Below are 26,195 nucleotides of genomic sequence, written 5' to 3'. Positions count from 1 at the left end.
CATTTTATTGAATATGCTATAAGTTTAACTATAGTCTATTTATTTTTTTATTTTATGATATTTTTATGATATAGAGCAATCTATAATTTGTGCATAAAGAGATTTTCTTTTGCTATAGAAACTTATCTTTAAATAGTCTTAGTATTACCTTTTTCAAGCCGTTCTTTTGCTTTCTTTTTTTGTACAATACGTTTGCAAATTATTGGTGGATAGAATTTGAGAATGTTGTGAAGAGAAAGAAAATGCAATTTTGGAAAATCTTGTTAAATACAGCGTGCGCTGTATTTTTTGTATTTGATATAAGCAGATCTCATAGTGCTTTAAATATTTCAGAAACAAAAGAAGGCTCAGTGATTGTTGCTTCTAAAACACCTGCTCGTCCTTATGAATTTCTTATTGAGAAACTTGCAACTAAGCATAATGTTCCCGTTAATTTAGCACATGCTGTTGTAAAAGTTGAAAGTAATTATAAGGCAAGCATAAAAGGAGCAGCGGGTGAAATAGGTTTGATGCAAATAAAACCTTCTACGGCACGAGGGTTGGGCTTTAGTGGTTCTGTAAAAGATTTATACGATCCTGCGACTAATCTCGAATATGGTATGCGTTATTTGGCACGGGCTTATAAACTCAGTGGTGGAAGTACGTGTGGTACAATTCTTAAATATAATGCAGGTCATGCTGCAAAAAAAATGAATTCCATTTCAGCAAAATATTGCGCAAAGGTGAAAATGTATTTGGCTTCATTAAAATAACAACGTCTTTTGAAAGAGATTGGTTATAAAATATTTTAAGATACTATTTTCACGGAGCAGAAAATGTTTTATAAGTTAGTGCGTCAGTCGGCTGGGCAGCCGCGCTTGTCTAATGCTGAAAAGCGGCAAGTGAGGAAAGTCCGGGCTCCATGGAAAGACGGTGCCGGGTAACACCCGGCGGGGGTGACCCTAGGGAAAGTGCCACAGAAAGTAAACCGCCTATTTTTATAGGTAAGGGTGAAAGGGTGGAGTAAGAGCCCACCGCGCATTCAGTAATGAATGTGGCAAGGTAAACCCCACCGGGAGCAAGACCAAATAGAAATGACGTGCAAGATTTAATTTGCAGCCGATTTCCGGGCGAGTCATTCGGGTAGGTTGCACGAGGCGGATGGTAACATCCGTCCCAGATGAATGGTTGCCATGTAAAGTATAAGCTTTACTATACAGAACCCGGCTTATAGGCCGACTGATATTTCATGATGATACGCGATATTTTATAAGTTCAATGTCATATGGGCTTTTATGGGGTCTGTGTTTGAAATGAACATTTGAATAGAGAGCGTTTTAAAAAGTTATAACATTTCTTTAAGTATAATACGTTAGGATGTGTCTTGGGATAACTTTAGCTTTTTTCGTTCATAGTGATTAATATGAATGTTGAGGATTGGGTTATTCTAATATTGATTGCCATGAGAGAGCTGTTGATTTGAAACAGCGTAACTTCAAGACGGATTATTTTGACAAAACAGGATCAAAGAGCTGAACGCCATATTCCAGTGTTGTTGCAGCCAGTTTTGGCTGGGCTTATGCCATTGGTTGGAGCAAAAGTGATTGATGGCACCTTTGGTGCTGGTGGTTATACGCGCGCTTTATTAAAGGCAGGGGCAGAGGTAATTGCTCTTGATCGTGATCCTCATGCTATTGGTGCGGGCCAATCCCTTGTTGATGAATTTTTTCCACGGCTTCGTTTGGCCCATATGGAATTTTCACAGCTCGATCGTGTTGTTGAAGAGAAGGTGGATGCGGTTATTTTGGATATTGGTATCTCTTCAATGCAGCTTGATGAAGCAGAAAGAGGCTTTTCTTTTAAAAAAGATGGACCATTGGATATGCGAATGGCTCAGACGGGTTTTACAGCTAGCGATGTTGTAAATCATTTAAAAGCAAGGGATTTAGCGCGTATTTTTAAGATATTAGGAGAAGAGCGTTATGCAGGGCGAATTGCACGAATGATTGAAAAGCGTCGTGTTGTTCAGCCTTTTTTGCGTACAGGTGATTTGGCCTATGCTATCGAAGCGTTGATAGGGCGTAAGCCAGGAGATCGCATTCATCCTGCAACACGTGTATTTCAGGCTCTTCGTATTTATGTTAATGATGAAATTGGTGAATTAGCGCGTGGTTTATTTGCTGCTGAACGCGTTTTAAAAGCTGGAGGCCGTTTGGGTGTTGTCAGTTTTCATTCTCTTGAAGATCGTATGGTCAAAAGGTTTTTTTCGGCTCGTTCTGGAGAATGTATGAGATCACGCTATTTGCCTGAATTAAAACATTCTCCAGCAACATTTTTTCCTTTGTTTAAAGGAGGAATAATGGCAAATAAAGAGGAATTGCAGCAAAATCCTCGTTCACGTTCTGCGAGATTGCGTATGGGGGTGCGGACTGAAGCAGAGGCTCTTGGGGAAGATATGAAATTATTTGGTTTAGCAGAAATTGTCAGTTTTGAAGGCAGCAAGAAATGACAGTTTTCCGTACATTTGATATGATTTTGGTGATGATTATGATTTGTATGGCAGGTCTTACTTATAAAGTAAAATATGATGTTCAAAAACGAATGAGCGAGGTTCGTCATCTTGAGCATGAAATTGCTGCAGCAAAAAATACGGTGAGTTTGCTTCATGCTGAGTGGGCTGTCATGATAAAGCCTTCTCGCATGCAAAAACTTGCGAAACGTTATCAAAAAGAACTGGGGTTAGAGGTTATACAGCCGCATCAAATCGTGGAGTTTAAAGACATTCCGGTACGGGAACACGATCCAATTGAAGAAATAATTAAACAAAATATCTTGGAAGATAATCAGGATATTTTGGCGAATAATCGCGCTTCTCAAGTCAATCGCATTGTTCAAAAAGGCGTACAGCAATGAAATTGGCCTTTTTATTCTCACAGAAAAAAAAGCGCTTAAGGAATTCGTTGAATAATCATAATGTTTCTGTGCGTCGTTCATATTCTAATCGTCCACGTTTGCTTTTTTCGTTGTTCTGCTTTTTAATTTTATATGGCATCATGGGGGCTTGCCTGATTTCTTACGGGTTGGAAGGTGGACAGATTGAAGAAGCAAAGGGGCCAAGCGTTCTTCAATTGATGGCACGTCCTGATATTGTTGATCGTAATGGTCGTTTATTAGCAACAGATATTAAAACCTATTCACTTTTTGCTGAGCCACGACGTATTATTGATGTGGATGAGACAATTGAATTGCTCTCAACAGTTTTGCCGGATTTGAATTGGCAGGAAACTTATAAGCGTTTAAAAAGAAAAACTGGTTTTTCTTGGATACAGCGTGGGTTAACACCTATGCAGAAGACGCAAATTATGGCTCTTGGTATTCCAGGAATTGGTTTTCGGACTGAAATTCGTCGTTTTTATCCCGATGGACCTATAACTTCCCATATTCTCGGTATGGTCAATGTGGATAATCAGGGCATTGCAGGTATGGAAAAATATATTGATGATACGGGGTTGAGTGCTCTGCGTGCCGTTGGTCTTGCGATGGAAGAATCATTAAAACAAGTTCAGCTTTCGATTGATGTGCGACTTCAAGCAATTGTTCATGATGAACTTATTCAGGCTATGAAGCGTTATCAGGCAATTGCTGCAGGCGCTGTTATTTTAAATATACATACGGGGGAAATTTTGGCTTTGGCATCCCTACCAGATTTTGATCCTGGAAATCCTATTGAAGCTTTAAAAAGTGATCGTCTTAATCGGATGACGGCTGGAACCTTTGAAATGGGATCGATCATTAAAAGTTTTACGACCGCCATGGCCCTTGATTCTGATATTTTTCACTTAAACAGTGTTATTGATGCCTCAAAGCCCATAAAAACAAGTAGTGGCTATATGATTCGTGACTTTCACGGAAAAAATCGGCCCTTAACGTTATGGGAGGTTTTTATTTATTCTTCCAACATTGGTTCTGCTAAAGAGGCATTAGCGATAGGGATTGATAAACATCGTGATTTTTTGCAAAAACTTGGGCTCTTGGATCGTCTTACAACAGAGTTGCCTGAGGTTGCCCATCCTATAGTGCCCCATCATTGGAAGGATATCCATTCTATGACAATTTCTTTTGGGCATGGTATGGCAACAACACCCTTGCAAACGGCGGTTGGGGCTGCTGCTTTAATGAATGGTGGTTGGTTGATTGCGCCAACATTTTTAAAACGGACAAAAGAACAAACCTTGCACTATGCGAAACAGGTTTTGAAGGCCAAAACAAGTCAAAATATGCGTTACCTTTATAAATTAAATAGTGATATGGGATCTGGACGTAATGCAAAAGTAGAAGGCTATCGGGTGGGCGGAAAAACAGGAACAGCTGAGAAAGTCGAAAATGGAAAATATTCTAAAACAAAAAATTTCAATAGTTTTCTGGCTGCTTTTCCGATTGATGATCCTGCTTATGTTGTTTTAACAATTATTGATGAACCTAAGCCAGAGGAGGGGAAAATTTCGGCGACAGCAGGGATGAATGCTGGACCAATGCTTGCTAATATTGTTCGTCGTTCAGCCAGTTTTCTTGGTATAAAACCCAATTTTAAAAAAGAATATGAGCCTCTTTTAGATAAAAAGAGCCATTCAAGTTTCGTTAAACAACGGTAAAATAAATATAAAGGTGCGTCGTTATGTTGTTTGGAACAGTTTTTACAGAATGTCTTGAAGATCAGAAGCTTTCTTCAATGGAAATAACAGGGATCAGTGCAGATTCTCGACAAGTTTTGCCGGGCTATGTTTTTGTTGCTGTTCAAGGAAAACAAGGGGATGGAAGACACTATATCAATGATGCGATAAAGCGTGGAGCACACGCAATCGTTATTGATTGTCAGGCTGTTCTTGAGGATTTATCTGTTCCAATTTTACGTGTTTCTAATGTTCGTCATAGTCTCGCGTTGGCAGCCGCCCGTTTTTATGGTTCTCAGCCGGAAACGGTTGTTGCTGTGACAGGTACAAGTGGTAAAACATCAGTTGTCTCTTTTATTCGGCAAATTTGGACTCATGTTGGATTGTGTGCTGCGAGTATAGGAACGGTTGGTGTTGTTTCGCCTCACCGAAATGACTATGGTTCTCTTACAACACCTGATCCGGTTGTCTTGCACCGTCTTCTTTGTGAAATTTCTCATGAAGGTGTGACCCATGCAGCTCTTGAAGCTTCTTCGCATGGGCTTGATCAAGGACGGCTTGATGGAGTCCGTTTAACGGCTGGGGCCTTTACCAATTTAGGGCGAGATCACATGGATTATCACAGGGGTGTAGAGGATTATTTGCGGGCTAAAATGAGGTTGTTTGATACACTTTTGCCTGTATCTGCTCCTGCTGTGATTTTTGCTGATGATGTTTATTCACAAAAGGTTATTGATGCTGTTACACAAGCACGCCGCCGTGTCTTGACAATTGGACGTAAGGGGCAATTTATCACGATTAATCGTGTTGAACATCAACGCTCAAAACAGTGTATTGAGTGTCGTGTGGAAAACAAGATTTATACATTTGTTTTGCCTTTAGCTGGAGATTTTCAGATGATTAATGCACTTGTAGCGGCAGGACTAGCCATTGCAACAGGACTTTCTCCTGATAAGGTTTTTTCTGCACTTGAAACTTTGCAGGGGGCACCTGGTCGGTTAGAGCTTGTTGGAAAGACAGAAAATAATGCGCCTGTTTATATTGATTATGCGCATAAACCAGAAGCTTTGGAGCAGGTTTTGCTTTCTGTTCGTCCTTTTACGCAAGGGCGTTTGGTTGTTGTTTTTGGTTGTGGAGGGGATCGAGATCAAGGAAAAAGAGCTATGATGGGAAAAATTGCCGCAGATAAAGCGGATATTGTTATTGTAACGGACGATAATCCTCGCACAGAAATACCAGAAAAAATACGCAAGGATATTTTACAGGGGGTACCAACAGCAATAGAGATAGCAGATCGTGGTGAAGCTATTTCTTATGCGGTGGGATTTTTGAAAGCGGGTGATACACTCATTATTGCTGGAAAAGGTCATGAAGATGGCCAAATTATAGGGCAGACAATTTATCCTTTTTCAGATCGTTTGAAAGCGATAGAAGCTTTAGAGGACCGGAGGAGATGACAGCTTTATGGGATAAACAAGCACTTGTTGCGGCCATTGATGGTATTGTAATAGGAAGCGTGCCAGAAACTTTTTCTGGGGTTTCCATTGATAGCCGTACTCTTGCAGAAGGCGATATTTTTTTCTGCATTAAGGGACATCATCTTGATGGTCATGATTTTGCTGCGCAAGCTTATGCACGCGGTGCAGGCGTTCTTATTGTTGCGGAACACCGTTTGAAGGATATGGAAAAGATATCGGCTCCATTGATTGTTGTTCCTGATGTTTTGCAAGCCCTCGAAAAACTTGGGAAAGCCGCACGCAAACGTTCAAGAGCTAAAATTATCGTGATAACAGGATCGGTAGGAAAAACAACAACAAAAGAAGCTTTGAAACAAGTACTTGCAACGGCTGGGAATGTTCATGCTAATCTCGCTTCTTTAAACAATTGCTGGGGGGTTCCACTTACTTTAGCGCGGATGCCGATGGAGAGTGATTATGGTATCTTTGAAATTGGCATGAATCATAAAGATGAAATTCGCCCTCTGGTCAAATTGGTTTGTCCGCATGTTGCTCTCATTACGCATATTTGTGCAGGACATATGGGTTTTTTCAAAGATCTTGAAGAAATAGCAGAGGCAAAAGCTGAAATTTTTGAAGGATTGGATGAGGAAGGCATTGCCATTTTAAATGCGGATAGTGCTTTTTTTTCTTATCTTGTTCAAAAAGCAAAGCAATGCGGTGTGAAGAAGATCTTAAGCTTTGGTGAGACTGAAAATGCTGATTATCAGGCGCGGGATATATGTCTTTTAACCGATCATTCTTCTATGATGGTGCGTATTGGAGGACAGGGTAGGGAGGTCAAAATTGGTGCTCCTGGACGCCATATTATGCAAAATAGTTTAGCTGTTCTTGCGGCTTGTGATGCCATTGGGGTTGATTTGGATCCTATTGTGCTTTCTTTGAGCCGTTTTTCTTCTCCAAAAGGGCGGGGTGTTCGTTATCGGTTGTCTTTATCGAATGGGGATGAATTTTATCTCATTGATGAAAGCTATAATGCTAATCCCGCATCTATGCGTGCTGCTCTTGAGCTTCTTGCTACAGGACCAGTCGGGGAAGAGGGGCGGCGAATTGCTGTTTTAGGAGATATGTTAGAGTTAGGGAAGTATAGTGAAAAGCTTCATCGTGATTTAAGGGAGCCAATACGTCTTTCTGGGGCTAATCCCGTTTTTTTATTTGGTGAGGCGATGCAATCTTTAGCCAGTGATTTATCTGCTTATGAGAAGGTTTTTTATGCTGAAAATATTGAGGAAATTTTACCGCTTCTTTTAGCAGAAATTTCTCCTGGGGATCTACTGATGGTTAAATCATCCAATAGCCTTTGTTCATCAAATATTGTGACTGTATTGCTTGATCGCTATAAAGTGGTTTCTTCGTAGTTTTTAAGAGTTTTTTTGTTCCATGATGCTGTTTTTTTCTTCGTTTAGTGATTGGCTTCCAGGTGTCAATGTTTTCCGCTATATTACTTTTCGTACGGTAGCGGCGATGCTGACTTCGGGGCTCATTGTTTTTTTGTTTGGACCTAGCATCATTGCTTCTCTTAAATTGCGGCAGGGCAAGGGGCAACCAATTCGTGCCGATGGTCCTCAAACACATTTTAAAAAGGCCGGAACACCTACAATGGGTGGATTGATGATTTTAACCGGCATTGTTGTATCGGCATTTTTGTGGTGTAATTTATCGAATATTTATTTTTGGGTATCGCTTTTGGTTATGCTTTCTTTTGGGGCAATTGGATTTTATGACGATTATCTTAAAGTCACAAAACAAACAGACAAAGGATTTTCTGGGAAAGCACGGTTAAGCTTGGAATTTGTTGTGGCAGCAATTGCTGCTTTTGTTATCCTGAAAAGTGGCTCATCTGGATTTGCTTTGCCTTTTTTGAAAGATTATCTTATCAATTTGGGCTGGTTTTTTATTCCTTTTTCTGCTTTTGTCATCGTTGCGACGGGGAATGCGGTTAATTTGACGGATGGCCTTGATGGGCTTGCTATTGTTCCTGTGATGGTGGCAGCCTTATCTTTTGCTCTGATTGCTTATCTTTGTGGTAATATGAATTTTGCTGATTATCTCCAAATACACTATGTATCTGGAACAGGTGAATTGGCTGTTTTATTGGGAGCTGTTGTTGGGGCAGGGCTTGGCTTTTTATGGTTTAATGCACCGCCTGCTGCTATTTTTATGGGGGATACTGGTTCGTTGGCTCTTGGAGGATTATTAGGGACTGTTGCGGTTGCTACGAAGCACGAAATTGTTTTGGCTCTTATTGGTGGGCTGTTTGTTGTGGAAGCTTTTTCGGTCGTTATTCAGGTTGGTTATTTCAAATTGACAAGAAAGCGCGTGTTTCTTATGGCGCCGATCCATCATCATTTTGAGAAAAAAGGCTGGACTGAAAGCCAAGTGGTGATACGCTTCTGGATTATTTCAATTGTTCTTGCTCTCATTGGTCTTTCAACACTTAAATTGCGGTGAGATTTTGATTTCTGTTACGTGTTATAAGGGTAAAAAAGTTGCTCTCTTTGGATTAGGGAAGTCTGGATTAGCAACGGCACAAGCATTGATGAGTGGCGGTGCAGAAGTGGTGGCATGGGATGATAATCCTGTGAGTGTGCAAGCAGCTTTTCAGCAAAATATTCCAATAAAAGATCTTCATGATGAAGATTGGTCAGAATTTGTGGCATTGATTCTCGCACCGGGAGTTCCTTTAAATCATCCTCAACCCCATTGGGTTGTTGAAAAAGCGCGAAAAAAAAATATAGAAATTATCGGTGATATTGAATTATTTGTTCGTGCACGCCGTCATTTTTTACAGCATTATGGTTTTTGTGATGCGGATGTTCCTTTCTTTGCGATTACGGGGACGAATGGAAAGTCGACAACAACGGCTTTGCTTGCACACTTGTTGGAAAAAATGGGTTATGATGTGCAAATGGGGGGAAATATTGGCGAGCCGATATTGACGCTTAAGCCCTTTGTTAAACAACGTATCTATGTGATTGAATGTTCATCGTTTCAAATTGATCTTACTCCCTCTCTTCAGCCAACCATTGGGCTTTTATTGAATTTGGCACCTGATCATATTGATCGCCATGGGAGTTTTGCGCATTATGTGCAAACCAAAAGGCATCTAATTGCTCAGGCTTCTCAGGCTTTTATTTCAGTTGATGATGCAGCTTGTGAGATGTTGTATCAACAATTGCTTCACGAGGGGCATAAAATTGAAGCAATTTCTAAGGATCATTTTGTTGAAAATGGTTTTTATGCAGAGGGGACCAAGCTCTTTTCTGTTCGTCAAGGACAGCGATATATGCTTGCAGATCTTGCGTCTATGGCTGCTTTGCGCGGAGGTCATAATGCGCAAAATGCTCTTATGGCCTTGGCAGCGTTGCAGGCTTTAAAAATAACCGGTCCTTCTATAAATGAGCATTTAGCAAGTTATAAAGGATTGCCCCACCGTATGCAGCAGGTGCGTAAAATGGGGGCGGTTTTGTTTATCAATGATAGCAAGGCGACGAATGCAGATGCAACAGCGCCTGCACTTTGCGCTTTTAATGATATTTTTTGGATTGTTGGGGGACAGGCAAAAAAAGGAGGAATTGAGTCTCTTAGAGAATTTTTTCCTAAAATTCGTAAAGCCTATTTGATTGGAAGTGCAGCGGAAGAATTTTCTCGCATTATTGGTTCTGATCTTCCTTTTTCTATGAGCTTGACTTTAGAAAATGCGGTGCGTGAAGCTACCATTGATGCAATGCATTGTAAGGCAAAGGAGGTCGTGGTTCTTTTGTCACCTGCTTGTGCAAGTTATGACCAATTTAAAAATTATGAGGTGCGGGGTGAAGCATTTGTCTCTTTGGTGATGCAGTTACAATAACAGTAAAAAGAAGCATCAATTATAAAAAAATATTTTTGCGTTAAGACTCCAGAATCTTTTTTTGTGTAATTTAGTTTTAAAGTGTTTGTTAAACAGGTTGGGGAACCTTATCACTTTGAGACAATTTATGAAACGGATAAGGTGGATATAAATGATTACGCGTGCGGATAGGGACCCAATTGCGAATTGGTGGTGGACAATTGATCGCTCTATCTTTGCTGCTTGTTTAATTTTAATGGGGATTGGCATTATGCTGTCTTTTGCTGCTAGCCCCACTATTGCAAAAAAAATCGGAATTGCTGATAGTTTTTATTTTGTTCGCTGGCATATTATTTTTAGCATTTCAGCATTTTTTACGATGGTTACCATTTCTTTTTTTTCGCTTCCTAATATTCGTCGTTTATGTGCCCTTTTGCTCATTGTAACGCTTGCTCTTATGGTGGCAACTTTATTTTGGGGTTCTGAATTAAAGGGAGCACGGCGGTGGATTTTGCTCTTTGGTTTTTCTATACAAGCTTCAGAGTTTATGAAGCCAGCTTTTGTGGTGATGTCCGCTTGGCTGTTTTCAGAACAGATACGCAGGAGGGGAATTCTAGATTACATGTTAGCAACCGCACTTTATGCCATTTGTTGTGTACTTCTGGTTTTACAGCCTGATATTGGACAAACACTTTTAATAAGTGCAACATGGGGGGGGCTGTTTTTTGTTGCTGGTGTGCCTCTTACGATTATTTTTCTCTTTCTCATTTTCGGCGTTGTAGGAATTATTTTTGCTTATCTTTTTTTGCCACATGTGCGCGATCGTATCAATGGTTTTTTGACAGGCGAAGGAGATACCTTTCAAGTGGATGTAGGACGTGAGGCTATTTTAAATGGTGGTTGGTTTGGGCAAGGTCCGGGAGAGGGAACAGTAAAACGTATCATTCCTGATAGCCATACAGATTTTGTATTTTCTGTTGCTGCTGAAGAATATGGTATTATTCTTTGTTTGTTAATTATGATGCTTTTTGGCTTTATCGTTATGCGTTCATTATATATAGCTATGAATACACGTGATTTCTTTATACGTCTTGGTATTACGGGCATAGCTATGATGATAGGCTTTCAATCAGCCATTAATATGGCCGTTAATCTTCACTTAATCCCTCCCAAAGGCATGACATTGCCGTTTATTTCTTATGGTGGTTCATCGATGGTGGCAATTGCTTTTTCAATGGGAATTTTACTCAGTTTAACACGTCGTTGGCCAGAAGCGCGTCTTTCAGCTTTTTCTTCTTCTGTCTTGGATAGCTCTTCATGAATAATAAAAAAGTTATTGTTTTGGCGGCGGGTGGTACAGGTGGACATCTTTTTCCTGCTGAAGCACTTGCTGTTGCATTAAGGCGGCGTGGATATGATGTGCATTTAATAACAGATGAAAGAGCGCGAGCTTTTGTACGGAGCTTTGATAAAAAGCATACACATATCGTTTCATCGGCAACATTTACACGACGCCATCCTTTTGCTTTGATAAAAACGTTTTGGTCTTTGCTCAGGGGCATGGGGCAATCGTTGGTGTTATTTTATAAATTACGTCCTGTTCTTGTTGGTGGTTTTGGGGGATATCCGAGTTTTCCTCCTCTTTTTATTGCGGCCCTCATGCGGCGTGTAACATTTATTCATGAGCAAAATGCTGTTATGGGACGTGCTAATCGGGTGTTGGCAATTTTTGTGCGTGCAATCGCTGGTGGTTTGTTGTCGCCACATGGCGCTTATGCTCATAAAACGCTTTTGACGGGGAATCCTGTGCGTGAGCCGGTGTTGAAGGCGGCTGAAATTTCCTATCAGCCTTCTACAGGTGATGAGCCATTTTATTTTTTGATTTTTGGGGGTAGCCAAGGAGCGTCTTTTTTTTCACATGTTGTTCCAGAAGCGATTGCTTTGCTCGATGATCAGAACCGTAAACGCTTACGAATTGTACAACAAGTTCGTGGTGAAACTACTGAGTTGATTAAAACTTATCATGATATGGGTGTACAAGCTGAGGTTGCCCCTTTCTTTGATGATATGGCTGAACGTATGGCACATGCCCATTTTATTTTGTCGCGTGCTGGGGCCTCATCGGTCTGTGAGATAGCGGTGATTGGTAGACCTGCTTTGCTTATTCCTTATCCTCATGCTTTGGATTATGACCAGTCTGCCAATGCTGCTCTTCTTGCACGTGTAGGGGGGGCACAAATTATATTGGAAAAAGATTTAAATGCACAAAAGCTTTCTACTCTTCTAACGCAAGCTTGTTGTGCACCCCATTTATTGGAAAAACAAGCGGTTGCTGCAAAAAAAGTTGGGCAACCTCATGCAACCCGTTGCCTTGCTGATATGGCTGAAGCCTTAATTGCAGGGCGATTGTTGTCAGATATAAAAGAGGAGCTTTTTGATGAAAATGCCACTTGATATAGGCGTTATCCATTTTATTGGAATTGGGGGAATCGGTATGAGTGGAATTGCCGAGGTTTTTTATAATCTTGGCTATAAAGTTCAGGGGTCCGATCAAGTTGAGAGTGCCAATGTTGAACGTTTGCGGAGAAAAGGAATTAACGTTTATATCGGTCATTGTGCTGAAAATTTAGGAAATGCAGAGGTCGTTGTTTTTTCTACTGCCGTTAAAAAAACAAATCCTGAATATATTGCTGCAAAAGAAAGACATTTGCCGCTTGTCAGACGTGCAGAAATGCTTGCGGAGCTGATGCGATTTCGACGTGCAATTGCGGTGGGTGGTACACATGGTAAAACAACAACGACATCAATGGTCGCAGCACTTCTTGATGCTGGTCGTTTTGATCCAGTGGTGATTAATGGTGGTATTATTAATGCTTATGGTACAAATTCTCGTACGGGAGAGGGCGATTGGATGATTGCTGAAGCTGATGAAAGTGATGGTACATTTTTAAAGTTGCCCGCTGATATTGCTGTTATTACTAATATTGATGCTGAGCATTTGGATCATTATGGAAGTTTTGAAGCTGTGCGTGAGGCTTTTCGTCAATTCGTAGAAAATGTTCCTTTTTATGGTTTTGCTGTTTTGTGCCTTGATCATCCAGAAGTTCAGTCTCTGGCGGGCCGTATTGATGATCGTTGGGTGATCACTTATGGTGCAAATCCACAAGCGGATGTTCGTTTTCTTAATCTTTCAATGGATGGTCAAAAAACGCATTTTGATGTTCTTATTCGTTCACGAAAGACAGGAAGAAAGGTTGAGTTGAAAAATTTGCTTTTGCCTATGGCAGGAAAGCATAATGTTGCGAATGCAACAGCAGCGATAGCTATTGCGCATGAACTTGGCATTTCAAATGAATTGATAAAGAAGGGGTTAGCGGAATTTGGTGGTGTAAAACGGCGTTTTACCCGAACAGGAAGTTGGCGTGGTATTGAAATATTTGATGATTATGGACATCATCCTGTTGAAATAAAGGCTGTTTTGCGCGCAGCACGTGAGAGTGCAAAAGGGCGTGTCATTGCAATTGCACAACCCCATCGTTATTCGCGTTTATATCATTTATTTGATGATTTTGCTGCTTGTTTTAATGATGCCGATACAGTGTTGATTACCCCCGTTTATGCGGCTGGTGAAGAGCCTATTGTAGGGTTTGGTTCGCAAGAATTGGTAGAGCGTATTAAAATGGCGGGTCACCGTGATGTGCGCTTGATACACGGTCTGGAAGATGTTGTGTCTCTTGTCTCAAAATTTGCTCAGGCAGAGGATTATGTTGTTTTTCTTGGTGCTGGCAATATCACACAATGGGCTTGTGCGTTGCCTCATCAGTTGTCGGGACTTGATGATCATGATAAATTTTCAGCACATTGATGGTGAGGCGCTATTGGCACGGTTGCAACCACTGTTGGGTGGAGTAAGGGGCAAGCTTACCCCTAATGTTGAGATGCGTAAGGTGACATGGTTTCGCACGGGCGGATTGGCAGAGCTTTTTTATCAGCCGGTTGATGAAGAAGATTTGGCTCTCTTTCTACAAAATTTGCCTAAAACTGTTCCTGTGACAATTGTAGGTATCGGCTCTAATCTTCTGGTGCGTGATGGGGGTGTTCCTGGGGCTGTGATTCGTCTTTCGCCAAAAAATTTTGGGCAAATACAGCAAGTTTCTCAAAAAGGCTTTTTAGTTGGTGCTGGTGCGGCGGATAAACATTTAGCGGCTGCCGCTTTAAAGGCAGAAATTGCAGGTTTTCATTTTTATCATGGTATTCCTGGTGGTCTTGGAGGGGCTCTCAAAATGAATGCGGGTGCAAATGGTGTTGAAACTGCAGCGCGTGTTGTTGAGGTCTATGCGCTGGATCGTAAAGGACAACGTCATATCTTGAGTTTGAAAGATATGCATTACTCCTATCGTCATTGTGATATTCCTAAAGATTTTATTTTTACGGCTGCTTTATTGGAAGGGGAACCCAGTAATAAAGATACTATTCGGGCTGCTATGGATGAAGTTGCTCTCCACAGAGAAACAGTGCAACCTATTCGCGAAAAGACAGGGGGATCAACTTTCAAAAATCCTGAGCATACATCCGCGTGGCGCGTGATTGATGAAGCAGGGTGTCGTGGTTTACGGATTGGTGGCGCTCAAATGAGTGAGATGCACTGTAATTTTATGATTAATACAGGGCAAGCAACAGGTTATGATCTTGAAGCATTAGGAGAAACAGTGCGTGCACGTGTTTTTGCACATTCAGCGCACCTTTTACAATGGGAAATAGAGCGTATCGGTCAATTTGAGCGTGGTCGAAGTGTTCCTCCTTTTGATCCATTTCATTGATTTATTATTCATTAAAAAAGTGTCAATAAAAAATTGAGTCATTTCAAAGAGATAATAAAAAATTCTATTAAGAATCAATAAATTAACAAAGAATCTCTTGCATCAGGCTTTTGAGTCTGATTCATTATGCAAAATGCTAGATTATTGATTCGCAAGGATAAACTGTGTTTTTCCTGTATGTAGTACTGATGTATTTTATATAGACTACATATAGTATACGAAAGAGGGTGATTTATTATGAAAGATAAACATATAGCTGTGTTAATGGGAGGTTTTTCTTCTGAACGGTCTGTAAGTTTATCTTCAGGGGCGGCTTGTGCTGATGCTCTTGAATCGCAGGGGTATCGCGTGAGCCGCGTGGATGTTGATGCTCATATTGCTTCTGTTCTTGAACAGTTGCAGCCCGATATTGCTTTTAATGCATTGCATGGTCCATTTGGTGAAGATGGTCGGATTCAGGGGATTCTTGAATATTTAAAAATTCCTTATACTCATTCTGGTGTGATGGCATCCGCTTTGGCCATGGATAAGGGGCGTGCGAAAATTATTGTTGCAAGTGTTGGCGTTTGTGTTGCTACTTCTCGTATTATGAACCGCTTTGCTGTTGGGCCAACGCATCCTATGGAACCTCCTTATGTTATTAAACCTGTGTGTGAAGGTTCAAGCTTTGGTGTTGTCATTGTCCAGGAAAATGAAGCTGTGCTGCCGCATAATATTGGAGGAGCTGAGTGGGGATATGCCGATGAGGTGATGGTTGAAAAATATATTCCTGGTCGTGAATTAACGTGTGCTGTTTTAGGGAATGAAGTGCTGGATGTGTGTGAAATCCTCCCCAGCCAACATTTTCCATTCTACAATTATGACTCAAAATATAAAACAGGTGGGTCTCTTCATATTTGTCCTGCGCAACTTTCACTAAATATTTACCAAAGTGTGCAAAGAATGTCTTTAGCAGCCCATCAGGCGATAGGGTGTCGAGGTGTTAGCCGCTCTGATTTTCGTTTTAATGAGAAAACAGGAGAATTGGTTTGGCTTGAAATTAATACGCAACCCGGTATGACATCGACGTCTCTTCTTCCTGATATTGCAAAAGTGAGTGGCCGTACTTACGGCGATATTGTTCAATGGATGGTGGAGGACGCATCATGTATGCGTTGAATGTTAATAAAACAAATGTTCCGATGGAGGTGCTTTCAGTGCCGGCTTTGCCACGTCTTTATCGTCGTTTTTTTCGGTTTATGTTTGAGTTTGTTTTTGTCAATATTCATATTCCACGTCATTTCGGCTCTTTTGCTGTTGTATGGTTTTTCTTTGTTACGGCTTTTTATGGACTTTTATCAAGTGGTCAGATGGCTGTGATCGTAAACACGATCATATCGGATAGTGGGTTTGTGGTCACGCAAGTCGATATAAGTGGTAATAAGCGCTTGGCAAAGCAAGATATTTTGAAAATTTTAGAACTGGATGTTGCGCCTTCTATATTCACTTTTGATGTTGAAAGAGCATGTTCTCTTTTGGAAAAACAGGCTTGGGTTCAATCGGCGAATGTTCAGAAAATTTATCCCAATAGAATGCGTATTTCCATCGTGGAGCGTGAACCTTATGCTGTTTGGCAACATGATAGCATAATGGATATTGTTGATCATACAGGGCGTGTCATTGTGCCTTTTAAAGGAGAAATTGTTCGGGATTTGCCTCTTGTGGTTGGGCGGGGTGCGCAAAATGCCGCTAAAGGATTTATTCAAGCGCTGTCAGTCTATCGGCAAGTGTATGATCGTGTTCGTGCTTTTGTACGGGTAGGTGATCGGCGTTGGGATCTTGTTTTGGATAATGGAATGCGCATTATGTTGCCTGAAAATGGTGCCCTTGAAAGGCTTTCCTCTCTTATTTCATCCGGTGCAATGCAAGATCTTTTATCGCGCGATATTCTCAGTGTTGATTTACGTCTTGCTGATCGAATGACTGTTTCTTTATCAGATGAAACGTTGGAGCGTTATTATGCTCGTGTTGCAGAAGAAGGTATTTTAAAGGCGCGAAAGGTAGGAAACCCATGATGTTGCTCAGATCACATCATCGGGGGGGGCGTAAGACACGTTTTTTAACGGTTCTTGATGTTGGCTCAAGTAAGATTGTTTGTCTGATCGCCTGTTTGCGTCCTTTGAAGGATGCGCACTATTTACATGGTCGTACACATTCTATGGAAATTCTAGGGTTTGGAGTACAGCGTTCACGCGGTATTAAATCTGGTGTTGTCATGGATATGTTTGCAGCAGAACAATCAATACGCTTGGCTGTTGATGCAGCAGAAAAAATGGCTGGTTTGCTGGTGGATTCAGTGATTGTGAATTTTTCCTCAAGTCGATTACAAAGTGCTTTGATTCATGGAAAGGTCCATTTGAATGGTCGTGAAGTCACTAAGCGTGATATGCGTATGGCCTTTTCAGATGTTTCGCGTAAAGCTTTTGATGCTGAACGTCATGTTATGCACTCAGTTCCAGTTTCTTATATCTTGGATGGCGATAAAGGAATTTCTGATCCCGTCGGTATGGCAGGGGAAACATTTGGTGTCGACGTGCATGTGGTAACAGCAGAAACAGCCGCTTTGCGTAATTTAGAAACTTGTATTAATCGTGCACATTTGAGTGTTGAAGCAATGGTTGCGACCCCCTTTGCAAGTAGTCTTGCTGTCTTGATGAATGATGAGGCGCATTTAGGGGCTGCATGTATTGATTTTGGTGGTGGAACAACAACGTTTTCAGTGTTTTTTGAGGGGAAATTTGTTCATGCGGACGCTCTTGCTGTTGGGGGGCATCATGTCACTCTTGATGTTGCGCGCGGATTTTCTATGTCTTTAATAGAGGCAGAACGTTTAAAAGTTGTTTATGGTTCAGCACTTTTAACAAGTGCTGATGAGCGACAAATGATTAATGTAGCGGAAATTGGCAGTGAACAGCATGAAATTCAATATCCTCGCGCCGTTCTTGGGCGCATCATTCGTGCGCGTGTTGAAGAAATTTTAGAAATGGTTCGTGATTGTTTAAATCGTTCTGGTTTTGGTCACATCATTGGTAAGCGTGTTATTTTAACTGGGGGAGCAAGCCAGTTAACAGGATTGCCAGAAATGGCACGTACTATATTAGGAAGAAATGTTCGTATCGGGCGGCCTTTAGGGATTTCGAGGCTTCCTTCTCTTGCAAAAGGGGCGGCGTTTACATCTGCTGTTGGGTTGTTAATTTATCCGCAATTGGTGGGTTTTGAAGAAAAAACAATGCAGTCGGCAAGAAATCATTTATCGACAGGCACGCTTGGGTGTTTTCAGCGTGTGGGTCAGTGGTTGCGTGAGAGTTTTTAGTTAAGTCTAGTTGGATAAATTTCATCGCTTTTGGCTTGCGGTGTCTTATGAGAAGGAAAAGAAAATGACGATTAATCTGCATCGGCCAGATATCGCGGAATTGAAGCCACGCATTACCGTTTTTGGTGTTGGAGGTGGTGGCGGGAATGCCGTGAATAATATGATAAATGCTGGTCTTCAGGGAGTTGACTTTGTTGTTGCAAATACGGATGCACAAGCTTTGGCTATGTCAAAAGCTGAACGTGTTATCCAGCTTGGTGCAGCTGTGACAGAAGGTTTGGGTGCTGGGGCTTTACCAGAAGTTGGACAAGCGGCGGCGGAGGAATGTATTGATGAAATTATCGATCATCTTGCAGACTCTCATATGGTTTTTATTACTGCTGGTATGGGAGGAGGTACTGGAACAGGGGCTGCTCCCGTTGTTGCTCGCGCAGCGCGGGAAAAAGGTATTTTGACCGTTGGTGTTGTGACAAAGCCATTTCAGTTTGAAGGGGCACGTCGTATGAAAACGGCAGAGGCTGGTATTGAAGAATTACAAAAGTCTGTCGATACATTGATTGTTATTCCCAATCAAAATCTTTTCCGTATTGCAAATGATAAAACAACATTTGCTGATGCTTTTGCTATGGCTGACCAAGTGCTTTATTCTGGAGTTGCTTCCATTACGGATTTGATGATTAAAGAGGGCTTGATTAACCTCGATTTTGCTGATGTTCGTTCTGTTATGCACGAGATGGGTCGCGCCATGATGGGAACGGGTGAGGCATCTGGTGAGGGCCGAGCTTTGGCTGCTGCTGAAGCTGCTATTGCAAATCCATTGTTGGATGATACCTCTATGCGTGGAGCACGTGGTTTATTGATTTCTATTACAGGGGGACGTGATATGACTCTCTTTGAGGTTGATGAAGCTGCTAATCGTATTCGTGAAGAAGTGGATGCTGATGCGAATGTGATCTTTGGGGCCATTGATGATGAGTCGTTGGAAGGTGTTATTCGTGTTTCTGTGGTGGCCACGGGTATTGATCGTGAGGTTAATGATGTGGTTCAGCCTTCTCAGCCTCAGCTCCAAAGGCCAACTTCTTCAACACGCAAGAATGATCCTGGAACGCCACACAGTTCTTTTCATGTTCAGTCATCGCCTTTACGTTCTGAATCAATGGTTGAAGTCATCGAATCACTTGAAATAGAAAAAGGGAAGCCAAAAGGAGAACAGTTTCGTCCCAAAAGTCAAATTTTTGCACAGCCTGCAGAAGCAATGACGACACGAAGTGCGGCAAAAGCTGTTGCTTATGGTGCAAATACTGTGCAGGATCAGATATCAAATGGTCCACGTATGCAAGTAAGCCGAGGTTCTCAACAAGCTATGACGGCTCCCGTGAGCATGGAGGCAACAGCGCATGTTCTTGATGAGATGACAGGGGTTGTGAAGCAAAAAGAAAAGCCAGTGCAACCAAGACAAATGCAACAGATGCAAGCGCGCGCTCCAATGCGTATGCCTGAGTTAAAGGATTTCCCTCCTGTTGCTCATGGACAAAGCCAAAGAACCTCTGTGACTGATCAAGGTCCTCGTAATCTTTGGCAGCGTTTGAAACAGAGCTTGTCACATCGTGAGGAGGAAGAGCTAGAAGCAAGGCTGGAACCTGCTGTGAGATCGTCACAGCAGCAAGAGTCTCATGTTTACAATAAAAATTCTCAGGTGCTTTCTCAAGATGCTTCTGTTTATGTTCCACGTCGTTCTGGTGAGTTGCACCCTCAGGTTCCACAGGATCAGCGTACGTTTATAAGTGAAGAAGATCAGTTAGAAATACCAGCGTTTTTACGTCGTCAGGCAAATTAATTGATAAAAAATGAGGCAAAGAAAGTAAGAAATTTTATGCTTTCTTTAACGATGAGTCAGAAATTATAAAGTAAAATATACTGTTATTTTAGATAAAATACTTTGTTTTTAAAAAAACAGCTTATAACAAGCGGTTTTATTATTATTTACTATGAATATTTTTTATGGTTTTATAAATTTTGTTAAAAGATGTAAAAGCAATGCAATAAAATAATATGATGAATTTAATGCCAAAATATCAATCTACTCTTAAAAAAGCTGTAACATTTAAGGGGATTGGCGTTCACAGTGGCTGTTTGTCAGAGGTCAAGGTTTATCCGGCTGATGTTGGATGTGGTATTCTTTTTAAGCGTTATGGATTAGACGGAACAGAGAAAATATTTCAAGCCCATGCATCACAAATGGGAGAAACTGAGTTATCAACGGTGCTTGGAGATGGAGAGGTAAGGGTTGAAACAATTGAACATTTGATGGCGGCCATTGCTGCTTATAATTTGGATAATCTTGTTATTGAAGTGTCGCATGATGAGATCCCTATTTTAGATGGTTCTGCATGGCAATATTGTCAAGCTTTTGAAGGTTCTGGCATTGTCCAGCAAGATGCATACCGTTCTTATTTCATTATAAAAAAGCCGTTGCGAGTTGAAGGAACTCATGGTTTTGCAGAGTTTTTGCCATTTGATGGGCGTCGTTTTGATATAACAATCTCTTTTTCTTCTTCTGCCATTGGTAAGCAACATTTCAGTTTTGATCTTACCACACGAGGGTTTCGAGATGATTTGTCACGTGCACGCACTTTTGGTTTTATCAAAGATGTGGAAAAATTACGGCTTTCTGGAAAGGCGAGAGGTGCTTCTTTAGAAAATTCTCTTGTTATCGGTTTTAATGACAAAATTTTAAATTCCGATGGTCCTTATTGGGAAAATGAATTTGTTCGGCACAAGATGCTTGATGCGGTTGGTGATACTGCTCTGCTCGGGAGCCCTTTTATTGGGTTATTTCATTCTTATTGTAGTGGACATAGAATGAATGCACAATTGGTGAAAGCTATTTTGGCAGACGAATCATATTACGAAAAAAGCTTTTTAGAGAAAGAGTAAAAGAAAATTAATAAGTTTTTTATTGTTTATTTGATTTTTAAGGGGATGATTGACCTAAACTACTAAATTGGTTATGTGCATTTTAAAGTGATATGGTATAAAAACTTTTAACAAATTATTTTTGCTACAAGGTGATATTCTCTGGAGGCCGGAAAAACTATGAAAAAATCTCATAAGTACATTAGAAATATGGCATATAGAAAATCTAACATTGTACGCAAGATATTGGTGGTAGTGCTTTTGGGAAGCACCTGTATGTTAGCGGGATGTCTCTTTAAAGAGAAAAATACCCTTGATTCATCTGCTTATGTTTTGAAAATGGATCCACCAGATGTTCTCTATAATCAGGGGCTTGCTAGCCTTGAGAGTGGGCGTCTTGGGGATGCTGCGAAAAAGTTTTTGAAAATTGAAAAACAATACGCTTATACAGATTGGGGCCGTAAATCTTTAGTCATGGGGGCTTTTACAAACTACCGACTGGGTAAATATGATGATTCAATTAGTATGGCTCAACGCTATATTACTCTTTATCCAGGGTCTAGTGACTCGGCTTATGCGTACTATATTATTGGTCTTTCTTCTTTCCGTCGAATTCCTGATGTTACGCGTGATCAACGTGATACAAAACGTGCTATTGCCGCGATGCAGCTCCTTATAGAGCGTTATCCGAATTCTGAATATGTCAAGGATGCTAAGGATAAAATACGTTTCGGGCGTGAACAGCTGGCTGGTAAAGAAATGCAGATTGGCCGTTATTATGAAGAAGGGCGGCGTTATCTTGCTGCAAGTAGACGGTTTCGTACCGTTGTTGAAGAGTATTCCGATACAAATCAAATTGAAGAAGCGCTTTTCCGCTTAACGGAAGTTAATCTTGCTCTTGGTTTAACAGGGGAAGCACAGACGGCAGCAGCTATTTTAGGACGAAATTATCCCACAAGTGAGTGGTATAAATTTTCTTATAATCTCTTGCAAAAGAATAAAATATCGCCACAGGAGCATAAATCTTCTTTGATCTCAAATGCTTTAGCTTCTGATAAGAAGAGGGCACGTTGATTCTTTATGTTGGTACAGCTTTCGATTCATAATATTGTTTTGATCGAAACGCTCGATATTCATTTTACGGCGGGGTTGACGGTTTTAACTGGTGAAACGGGGGCCGGGAAATCTATTTTACTTGATGCTTTATCGCTGGCTCTTGGTGGGCGTGGTGATACTTCGCTTGTGCGTCATGGTGCTGATCGTGGGCAGGTGACAGCTGTTTTTGATGTTCCTATTTCACATCCTGCGCGTCTGATTATTCGTGAGAATGGTTTTGATGATGAAGGCGATATCATTTTACGGCGTGTGCAATCGAGCGATGGGCGGAGTCGTGTTTTTATTAATGATCAGGTGGCTAGTGTTTCCTTAATGCGTCATGTTGGCCGTCAGTTGGTTGAAATTCATGGACAGCATGATGATCGTGCACTTGTTGATGTTGCGACACATCGCCAGTTATTAGATGCTTTTGGGGGGCTTGAAGGTGACGTGGAAAATTTACGTCAATGTTATCGGGTATGGCATGAATGTGAAGAGCGTTTGCAACGACAGCGTCTTAAAGTAGAGAATGCAATGCGCGAGATGGATTATCTTCGGGCGTGTGTGGAAGAACTTGAAAAGCTTGATTTTCAAATTGGAGAAGAGGAGGCTCTTTCTCTTCGTCGTGCGGATATGCTTAAATTAGAAAAAATAGCGACAGATATTAAGGAAGCTGATGATCTTTTGAGTGGTCAAAAATCGCCAGTTCCGGTGCTTTCTAATTTGGTGAGGCGTTTGGAGCGAAAAATCCCTGAAGCAGAAGAGCTCATTGCACCAGTGGTGAAATCACTTGATGAGGCGTTGCATGCACTTGCAACAGCACAAGAAGGCATTGAGACAGCAATACGTGCATTGGATTTTGAACCTGATGAATTGGAACAGATAGAAGAACGCCTTTTTGCTCTTCGCGGTTTTGCTCGTAAATATCAAGTTTCTGCGGATGAATTGATTCCGTTGCGCGATAAAATGGATGTTGAACTTACTGATTTTGAAGAGGCTCAGAACACATTAACGCGTTTTGAAGATGAAGCAGGGCAGGCAAAGAAAAATTATGATACATTGGCGAAAGCTTTAACAATAAAACGTCGAGAGATAGCAAAACATTTATCGGAATCTGTTATGGCTGAATTGCCGGCATTGAAATTGGAAAAGGCAGAATTTATTGTTGAAATGCAGACTGATGTTGAAAGACGAAGTGCAGAGGGGTGTGATCGTATCGAATATTGGGTGCGGACCAACCCTGGAACTCGGGCTGGGCCTATGCTGGGTGTTGCTTCTGGTGGTGAATTATCTCGTTTTTTATTGGCATTAAAGGTGGTGTTATCTGATCGCGGATCAACTCCTACATTGATTTTTGATGAAATTGATACAGGTGTTGGCGGAGCTGTTGCGGCGGCTATTGGGCAGCGGTTGCAGCGTTTGTCGGAAAAGATTCAGGTTTTTGCTATTACGCATGCGCCCCAAGTCGCGTCGAAAGCGCATAGTCATTTTCTTATTTCAAAGAGTGAAAGTGATGATAAAGGACGCTTTGTTACGGCTATTCATAAAATGGAAGAGCAGGAGCGTGCAGAAGAAATTGCTCGTATGTTGGCAGGAGAGCAGATTACTGATGAGGCGCGAGCTGCTGCTCAAAAGCTTCTTGCATAAAGGTTAAGTGATTCAACAATAAAAATATCGCTTATCAATTATTTTACTGACGAGTGTATGTTCATTTGAATTTACTTCATAATTAAAGAGTTGAGATTTTTATGGCTATAGCCCATCATTTGGAATAGACTTTATGAACAAGGACGAAATTAAAAACCTCACTGCTCTTGAAGCAGAAAGTGAATTAGAGTGGTTGGCAAAAGAAATTGCACGTCATGATGTGCTTTATAATCGGGACGATCAACCTGAAATTTCTGATGCAGAATATGATGCTCTTCGCCGTCGTAACGCAGAAATTGAAGCTTTTTTTCCTGAACTCATTCGTGCTGATTCTCCTTCATATAAAATTGGAGCACCGGTTTCAGAAAAATTTGAAAAATCTGTTCATGCACAGCCCATGCTTTCACTTGATAATGCCTTTAGCATTGAAGATGTCATTGAATTTGTTGAGCGTGTTCTTCGCTTTTTACGGCTTCCAGAAACACAAATGTTAGAAATAACAGCGGAGCCAAAAATTGATGGTTTGTCGTTGTCTTTGCGCTACGAAAAAGGGCGGCTTGTGCGTGCAGTAACGCGGGGTGATGGAACTGTTGGTGAAAATGTGACGGTAAATGCACAAACGATTTCTGATATTCCAAAAGTTTTACAAGGCAAATTTCCTGATATTCTTGAAGTTCGTGGTGAAGTTTATATGGGGCGGGACGATTTTCAAGCACTTAATATCAGCCAACAAGAGAAGGGGAAGTTAACCTTTGCCAATCCTCGAAATGCGGCGGCTGGTTCACTGCGTCAACTAGATTCACGCATAACTGCTCATAGAAAGCTACAATTTTTTGCTTATGCTTGTGGTGAAGTGAGTGAACTCTTTGCAGAAAGTCAAATGGAGATGATGAAAAAACTCAAAGAATGTGGTTTTGTTATCAATCCATTGACAAAAGTTTTTCAGACAGTAGAGGAGATCATTTCCTATTATCGCGATATTGAGGAACGCCGTCATACCTTAAGCTATGATATCGATGGCACTGTTTATAAAATTAACGATTTGATGCTGCAAAAGCGTTTGGGGTTTGTTTCTCGTTCGCCACGTTGGGCTATTGCGCATAAATTTCCAGCAGAAAAGGCTATGGCATTTTTGGAAGCTATTGATATTCAAGTGGGGCGCACTGGAGCATTAACCCCTGTTGCGCGTCTTACCCCTATTACTGTTGGTGGTGTGGTGGTTACCAATGCCAGTTTGCATAATGAGGATTATATTAAGGGCATTGGCTATAAAGGGGAGCTTATTCGTGAGGGGCGTGATATTCGTATAGGCGATACGGTGATTATACAACGTGCTGGTGATGTAATTCCTCAAGTTGTTGATATTGTTTCGGAAAAACGCTCAAAAGATTCTTCTGCTTTTGTTTTTCCTCATTTCTGCCCTGCTTGTGGCAGTCATGCTGTTCGTGAAGATGGAGAAGCTGTCCGTCGATGTACGGGTGGGCTTATTTGTCCTGCACAAGCGATTGAGCGTATTCGTCATTTTGTTGCACGCAATGCCTTTGATATTGAAGGGCTTGGAAAAAAACAGGTAGAGTTTTTCTTTCATATTCAAGAAGAGACGCTTCGGATTCATACACCAGCTGATATTTTTACTTTGGAACGACGCCAAGAAAAGTCTTTAATTCGGTTGGAAAACATGGACGGTTTTGGCGTTGTTTCCGTACGCAAACTTTATGATGCCATTAATGCACGTCGAGAAGTTCCTCTCAGTCGTTTTTTGTTTGCATTGGGGATTCGCCATGTTGGTGAGGTTAATGCACGCCGCCTTGCACGGGCTTATCAAACTTATACAGCTTTTGAAACTGCAGCGATGGAAGCACTTATGCCATGTGAGAGAGAAAAGAAAGAAGGTAATGAAGCTTGGCTGGAGCTTACTAATATTGAAGGAATTGGACCACAGGTAGGGGGAGCAATTGTTGATTTTTATCAAGAAGCCCATAACCGTGAGGTTTTGGCTGTTTTGCTTGAAGAAGTAACCCCTCTCGATGAGGAGCCTATCATGACAGCTTCTTCGCCAGTAGCGGATAAGATTATTGTTTTTACAGGAACTTTGGCGCGCATGTCTCGCGATGAAGCAAAAGCATTGGCAGAGCGATTAGGGGCCAAAACGTCTGGTTCACTTTCTAAAAAAACAGATCTTCTTGTTGCTGGCGCTGGCGCTGGATCAAAATTGACTAAAGCTGGGGAATTAGGTGTTGAGGTTATCGATGAAGAGGCTTGGTTGCAGCTCATTGAGGGACATTATATTTAGGGGAATGACTCTTAAGCATGATGGATATGCTCGCTTTTTCCTCATCAGATGCAATTTATTGATCTTGAAAGGCAATT

General features: G+C 41.3%; 20 protein-coding genes and 1 other RNA gene. All 21 read left to right on the top strand.

Going from position 1 to position 26,195, the window contains the following annotated elements; all coding sequences use genetic code 11:
- Positions 1–242: 242 nt before the first annotated feature.
- The 21 genes from HWX04_RS02830 (at position 243) to ligA (ending at position 26,118) form a co-directional block, all read left to right on the top strand.
- On the top strand, positions 243–752 hold the full coding sequence (locus HWX04_RS02830; protein ID WP_175868716.1) for a lytic transglycosylase domain-containing protein: 510 nt from the start codon (positions 243–245) through the stop codon (positions 750–752).
- An 83-nt stretch (positions 753–835) separates the two neighbouring features.
- Positions 836–1,226, top strand: an RNA gene (gene rnpB / locus HWX04_RS02825) — RNase P RNA component class A.
- A 263-nt stretch (positions 1,227–1,489) separates the two neighbouring features.
- Complete coding sequence (rsmH, locus tag HWX04_RS02820) at positions 1,490–2,488, top strand: 16S rRNA (cytosine(1402)-N(4))-methyltransferase RsmH (RefSeq protein ID WP_175868715.1); 999 nt, start codon at positions 1,490–1,492, stop codon at positions 2,486–2,488.
- The gene (gene ftsL / locus HWX04_RS02815; RefSeq protein ID WP_175868714.1) at positions 2,485–2,892 is read left to right on the top strand and encodes a cell division protein FtsL; all 408 of its coding nucleotides are present in this window, start codon (positions 2,485–2,487) and stop codon (positions 2,890–2,892) included. Before rsmH ends, ftsL begins: the two co-directional genes overlap by 4 nt.
- The gene (locus HWX04_RS02810) at positions 2,889–4,631 is read left to right on the top strand and encodes a peptidoglycan D,D-transpeptidase FtsI family protein (RefSeq protein ID WP_175868713.1); all 1,743 of its coding nucleotides are present in this window, start codon (positions 2,889–2,891) and stop codon (positions 4,629–4,631) included. The genes ftsL and HWX04_RS02810 overlap by 4 nt, the downstream gene beginning before the upstream one ends.
- Before the next feature lie 23 nt (positions 4,632–4,654).
- The gene (locus tag HWX04_RS02805) at positions 4,655–6,106 is read left to right on the top strand and encodes a UDP-N-acetylmuramoyl-L-alanyl-D-glutamate--2,6-diaminopimelate ligase (protein WP_175868712.1); all 1,452 of its coding nucleotides are present in this window, start codon (positions 4,655–4,657) and stop codon (positions 6,104–6,106) included.
- Positions 6,103–7,524: a UDP-N-acetylmuramoylalanyl-D-glutamyl-2,6-diaminopimelate--D-alanyl-D-alanine ligase gene (locus tag HWX04_RS02800; protein WP_175868711.1), complete on the top strand. Its 1,422-nt coding sequence runs from the start codon at positions 6,103–6,105 to the stop codon at positions 7,522–7,524. The genes HWX04_RS02805 and HWX04_RS02800 overlap by 4 nt, the downstream gene beginning before the upstream one ends.
- A gap of 22 nt (positions 7,525–7,546) precedes the next feature.
- On the top strand, positions 7,547–8,617 hold the full coding sequence (gene mraY, locus HWX04_RS02795) for a phospho-N-acetylmuramoyl-pentapeptide-transferase (RefSeq protein ID WP_175868710.1): 1,071 nt from the start codon (positions 7,547–7,549) through the stop codon (positions 8,615–8,617).
- A gap of 4 nt (positions 8,618–8,621) precedes the next feature.
- Complete coding sequence (gene murD, locus HWX04_RS02790) at positions 8,622–10,016, top strand: UDP-N-acetylmuramoyl-L-alanine--D-glutamate ligase (protein ID WP_175868709.1); 1,395 nt, start codon at positions 8,622–8,624, stop codon at positions 10,014–10,016.
- A 151-nt stretch (positions 10,017–10,167) separates the two neighbouring features.
- Positions 10,168–11,316, top strand: coding sequence for an FtsW/RodA/SpoVE family cell cycle protein (locus HWX04_RS02785; RefSeq protein WP_175868708.1), 1,149 nt, complete (start codon positions 10,168–10,170; stop codon positions 11,314–11,316).
- On the top strand, positions 11,313–12,449 hold the full coding sequence (gene murG, locus HWX04_RS02780; protein WP_175868707.1) for an undecaprenyldiphospho-muramoylpentapeptide beta-N-acetylglucosaminyltransferase: 1,137 nt from the start codon (positions 11,313–11,315) through the stop codon (positions 12,447–12,449). Before HWX04_RS02785 ends, murG begins: the two co-directional genes overlap by 4 nt.
- A complete protein-coding gene (murC, locus tag HWX04_RS02775; RefSeq protein ID WP_175868706.1) occupies positions 12,433–13,860 on the top strand; it encodes a UDP-N-acetylmuramate--L-alanine ligase in 1,428 nt (475 codons plus the stop codon). The genes murG and murC overlap by 17 nt, the downstream gene beginning before the upstream one ends.
- On the top strand, positions 13,838–14,815 hold the full coding sequence (gene murB, locus HWX04_RS02770; RefSeq protein WP_175868705.1) for a UDP-N-acetylmuramate dehydrogenase: 978 nt from the start codon (positions 13,838–13,840) through the stop codon (positions 14,813–14,815). The genes murC and murB overlap by 23 nt, the downstream gene beginning before the upstream one ends.
- A gap of 237 nt (positions 14,816–15,052) precedes the next feature.
- The gene (locus HWX04_RS02765) at positions 15,053–15,973 is read left to right on the top strand and encodes a D-alanine--D-alanine ligase (protein ID WP_175868704.1); all 921 of its coding nucleotides are present in this window, start codon (positions 15,053–15,055) and stop codon (positions 15,971–15,973) included.
- Positions 15,961–16,869 carry a cell division protein FtsQ/DivIB gene (locus HWX04_RS02760; RefSeq protein WP_175868703.1) on the top strand — a complete coding sequence of 303 codons (909 nt, stop codon included), beginning with the start codon at positions 15,961–15,963 and terminating at the stop codon, positions 16,867–16,869. Before HWX04_RS02765 ends, HWX04_RS02760 begins: the two co-directional genes overlap by 13 nt.
- Positions 16,866–18,167, top strand: coding sequence for a cell division protein FtsA (gene ftsA / locus HWX04_RS02755; RefSeq protein ID WP_175868702.1), 1,302 nt, complete (start codon positions 16,866–16,868; stop codon positions 18,165–18,167). The genes HWX04_RS02760 and ftsA overlap by 4 nt, the downstream gene beginning before the upstream one ends.
- A 64-nt stretch (positions 18,168–18,231) precedes the next feature.
- Positions 18,232–20,004: a cell division protein FtsZ gene (gene ftsZ, locus HWX04_RS02750; protein ID WP_175868701.1), complete on the top strand. Its 1,773-nt coding sequence runs from the start codon at positions 18,232–18,234 to the stop codon at positions 20,002–20,004.
- Between the two features lie 215 nt (positions 20,005–20,219).
- Positions 20,220–21,104: a UDP-3-O-acyl-N-acetylglucosamine deacetylase gene (lpxC, locus tag HWX04_RS02745; protein ID WP_175868700.1), complete on the top strand. Its 885-nt coding sequence runs from the start codon at positions 20,220–20,222 to the stop codon at positions 21,102–21,104.
- A gap of 159 nt (positions 21,105–21,263) precedes the next feature.
- Positions 21,264–22,157, top strand: a complete 894-nt coding sequence (locus HWX04_RS02740; protein ID WP_175868699.1) for an outer membrane protein assembly factor BamD — start codon at positions 21,264–21,266, stop codon at positions 22,155–22,157.
- A gap of 6 nt (positions 22,158–22,163) precedes the next feature.
- Positions 22,164–23,825, top strand: a complete 1,662-nt coding sequence (gene recN / locus HWX04_RS02735; RefSeq protein WP_175868698.1) for a DNA repair protein RecN — start codon at positions 22,164–22,166, stop codon at positions 23,823–23,825.
- 133 nt (positions 23,826–23,958) lie between these two features.
- Positions 23,959–26,118: an NAD-dependent DNA ligase LigA gene (gene ligA, locus HWX04_RS02730; protein WP_175868697.1), complete on the top strand. Its 2,160-nt coding sequence runs from the start codon at positions 23,959–23,961 to the stop codon at positions 26,116–26,118.
- The last annotated feature ends 77 nt before the right edge of the window (positions 26,119–26,195 follow it).

The organism is Bartonella gabonensis, from assembly GCF_903679515.1.
Classification (GTDB): domain Bacteria; phylum Pseudomonadota; class Alphaproteobacteria; order Rhizobiales; family Rhizobiaceae; genus Bartonella; species Bartonella gabonensis.
This window is presented reverse-complemented; position numbering and strand designations above follow the sequence as displayed.

Bases quoted from the DNA above. Each gene is read 5' to 3' on its own strand.
- HWX04_RS02765 (WP_175868704.1), top strand. From the start codon at position 15,053: ATGAAAGATAAACATATAGCTGTGTTAATGGGAGGTTTTTCTTCTGAA.
- mraY (WP_175868710.1), top strand. From the start codon at position 7,547: ATGATGCTGTTTTTTTCTTCGTTTAGTGATTGGCTTCCAGGTGTCAAT.
- HWX04_RS02740 (WP_175868699.1), top strand. From the start codon at position 21,264: ATGAAAAAATCTCATAAGTACATTAGAAATATGGCATATAGAAAATCT.
- murB (WP_175868705.1), top strand. From the start codon at position 13,838: ATGATAAATTTTCAGCACATTGATGGTGAGGCGCTATTGGCACGGTTG.
- lpxC (WP_175868700.1), top strand. From the start codon at position 20,220: ATGATGAATTTAATGCCAAAATATCAATCTACTCTTAAAAAAGCTGTA.
- HWX04_RS02760 (WP_175868703.1), top strand. From the start codon at position 15,961: ATGTATGCGTTGAATGTTAATAAAACAAATGTTCCGATGGAGGTGCTT.
- ligA (WP_175868697.1), top strand. From the start codon at position 23,959: ATGAACAAGGACGAAATTAAAAACCTCACTGCTCTTGAAGCAGAAAGT.
- ftsZ (WP_175868701.1), top strand. From the start codon at position 18,232: ATGACGATTAATCTGCATCGGCCAGATATCGCGGAATTGAAGCCACGC.
- HWX04_RS02830 (WP_175868716.1), top strand. From the start codon at position 243: ATGCAATTTTGGAAAATCTTGTTAAATACAGCGTGCGCTGTATTTTTT.
- ftsL (WP_175868714.1), top strand. From the start codon at position 2,485: ATGACAGTTTTCCGTACATTTGATATGATTTTGGTGATGATTATGATT.
- murC (WP_175868706.1), top strand. From the start codon at position 12,433: ATGAAAATGCCACTTGATATAGGCGTTATCCATTTTATTGGAATTGGG.
- HWX04_RS02810 (WP_175868713.1), top strand. From the start codon at position 2,889: ATGAAATTGGCCTTTTTATTCTCACAGAAAAAAAAGCGCTTAAGGAAT.
- recN (WP_175868698.1), top strand. From the start codon at position 22,164: ATGTTGGTACAGCTTTCGATTCATAATATTGTTTTGATCGAAACGCTC.
- murG (WP_175868707.1), top strand. From the start codon at position 11,313: ATGAATAATAAAAAAGTTATTGTTTTGGCGGCGGGTGGTACAGGTGGA.
- HWX04_RS02800 (WP_175868711.1), top strand. From the start codon at position 6,103: ATGACAGCTTTATGGGATAAACAAGCACTTGTTGCGGCCATTGATGGT.
- HWX04_RS02785 (WP_175868708.1), top strand. From the start codon at position 10,168: ATGATTACGCGTGCGGATAGGGACCCAATTGCGAATTGGTGGTGGACA.
- ftsA (WP_175868702.1), top strand. From the start codon at position 16,866: ATGATGTTGCTCAGATCACATCATCGGGGGGGGCGTAAGACACGTTTT.
- HWX04_RS02805 (WP_175868712.1), top strand. From the start codon at position 4,655: ATGTTGTTTGGAACAGTTTTTACAGAATGTCTTGAAGATCAGAAGCTT.